2 protein-coding genes are annotated in these 2540 nt (G+C 39.8%); both read right to left on the bottom strand.

The window, feature by feature from the left end; genetic code table 11:
* A partial coding sequence (locus tag ACY65O_RS02935; RefSeq protein ID WP_462219356.1) for a glutamate synthase central domain-containing protein occupies nt 1-2036 on the bottom strand: 2036 nt, incomplete at its 3' end.
* A 333-nt stretch (nt 2037-2369) separates the two neighbouring features.
* Complete coding sequence (locus ACY65O_RS02930) at nt 2370-2528, bottom strand: hypothetical protein (protein ID WP_462219357.1); 159 nt, start codon at nt 2526-2528, stop codon at nt 2370-2372.
* Between the last annotated feature and the right edge of the window lie 12 nt (nt 2529-2540).

The following is a 2540-nucleotide window of genomic DNA, read 5'->3' as shown; positions in this document are numbered from 1 at the left end:
CCTACCTGCCCACGCAAACCTTTACGAATTAAATGATGATGCACTGCTGATGTTGCCAGCAAAGTTGGTATTGCAGCATGATCACTGTCCACAGCACGGTCGCTTAAAATCAACACTTCAAAACCATCATGCACTGCATCTTCTGCATAGCGGCACAATCTTTCCAGGCCTCTTTGTAAAGAACCAGGTTTGCCATCGGCCCTAAAATAAGTTTGCAAAGTTTTACTTTGAAAAATACCAGTATCAATGCTGCGTAATTTTTCTAATTCGGTACTGGTGAGTATCGGTTGTTTTAATGCAACGGTATGACAGTCCTCCGGTTTTTCTTCTAACAGCGTTCCGTTATTACCGACAAAAGATGCAAGACTCATCACTAATCTTTCTCTTATAGGGTCTATTGGCGGATTGGTAACCTGTGCAAATAATTGTTTAAAGTAAGAGGTTAAGTGTTGCGGCTGATCGCTCAATATTGCCAACGGAATATCTGTGCCCATTGAACCCAGCGGTTCTTTAGCATCCAGCGCCATTGGTTTTAAAATTGTATCAATATCTTCTGTAGAATAACCAAATGCTTTTTGATATTTTAAAATAGATGCATCAGATAAATGAGTGAACGCCACTCTTGGTTCATCAATTTCTTCTAACCTTATTTTATATTGATTTAAATAATCATCATAAGGTTTTTGGCTGCAGATGTTATGTTTTAATTCATCATCACTTATAATTCTTCCCTGCTCCATATCTACTACAAACATTTTACCCGGCTGTAACCTTCCTTTTTCTTTTATTAATTTTTCATCAACAGGTAACGCTCCGGTTTCACTGGCCATAATAACACGGTCATCAGTTGTAACGCAATATCTTGAAGGACGCAATCCATTTCTATCTAATGTGGCGCCGATAATTTTTCCATCAGTAAATGAAATAGAAGCCGGTCCATCCCATGGTTCCATTATAGAAGCATGAAATTCGTAAAACGCTTTTTTTACCGCATCCATATCATCATTACCATCCCAGGCTTCGGGTATCAGCATCATCATTACATGCGGCAAACTTCTGCCACACAATAATAATAACTCAATCATATTATCCAAACAGGCAGAGTCGGATTGCTGGCCCGAAACAATTGGCAACAGCATTTCCATTTCTTCATGGGTGAAAAGTGTAGAAATAAACCGTTGCTCTACTGCCTTAAGCCAGTTTAAATTTCCCTGCAGTGTATTTATTTCGCCATTGTGTGCAATGTAACGGAAGGGCTGTGCCAGCTTCCACGACGGAAAAGTATTGGTAGCAAAACGGGAATGCACCAATCCAAAAGCACTCACTAATCTTTTATTACTGAGGTCAACAAAATAATTACGTACCTGCGTACTGGTGAGCTGACCTTTGTACACAATTGTTTTGTAAGAAAGCGAAGCAATATAAAAACCAACTGCATCTTTTCTTACAGTACTGTTGATGGTATGTGTTGCATAATTACGCAGCACATAAAGTTTACGCTCAAACTCCTCTAAATTTTTTACATGATCGGGGCAGGCAATAAAAACCTGTTCCATTTCCGGCTCCACACTTAAAGCTGTAGCTCCAATATTTTCGGTGTTCACCGGCACTTTACGGTATGCCAGCACTTCCATTCCTAATTTTTCGGCGGTGCGGTTAAACACGGCACGGCACTCTTCTCTTAGTCTTATTTCTCTGGGAAAAAATATTACACCCACCGCATATTTACCAAACGGTGGTAAGTGTACGCCGAGTTTTATGCATTCGTCAAAGAAAAATTCATGGGGCATTTGAATCATAATACCTGCACCATCACCCGAATTATTTTCGCAGCCACATGCACCACGATGCTCCATATTTTCCAATACTGTTAAAGCATCATCAATGTGCTGGTGCGATTTGTTGCCTTTAATGTTGGCCACAAAACCAATACCGCAGGCATCATGCTCATAGCGGGAGTCATACAGGCCGCCCCCATCCCCTAAAGGGGAGTTATTCAACGTTTCTAATTTTTTATCGTTAATTCTATTTTGCATTTTATTTTTTTCATGATTCTTATTCCCTTTAAATAACTCCCCTTCAGGGGATAGGGGCTCTAATTTTTTTTGTTCATCCATTTTTATTAAGCAGTTTTTTTTATAAACCAAACTTTAATAATTCTATTTAGCTTCATTGGTCTGGCCTAAGGCGAGACACTCTTCAACAGTATTTCTTTATTGAGCAATCAGAATTTTATTTTTGAATGCTTTTAATTCAATGCTATTTTATTTTCTTTGCCGGGTGAGCCACTCTTAAGGAGTGACCCACCCTACTTTACTATCATCTCCATCAATCTCCGCTTCAGTTCCCCCTTCAGGGGGTGGAGGGGGCTAATCATTCAATTTTAATACTGCTAAAAACGCTTCCTGCGGCACTTCCACATTTCCAATTTGCTTCATTCGCTTCTTTCCCTCTTTCTGCTTTTCTAACAGTTTGCGTTTACGGCTGATATCACCACCATAGCACTTTGCGGTTACATCCTTGCGGATGGCGCTTATGTT

The sequence above is a fragment of the Ferruginibacter sp. genome, assembly GCF_031430955.1.
Taxonomy (GTDB): Bacteria; Bacteroidota; Bacteroidia; order Chitinophagales; family Chitinophagaceae; genus Ferruginibacter.
This window is presented reverse-complemented; position numbering and strand designations above follow the sequence as displayed.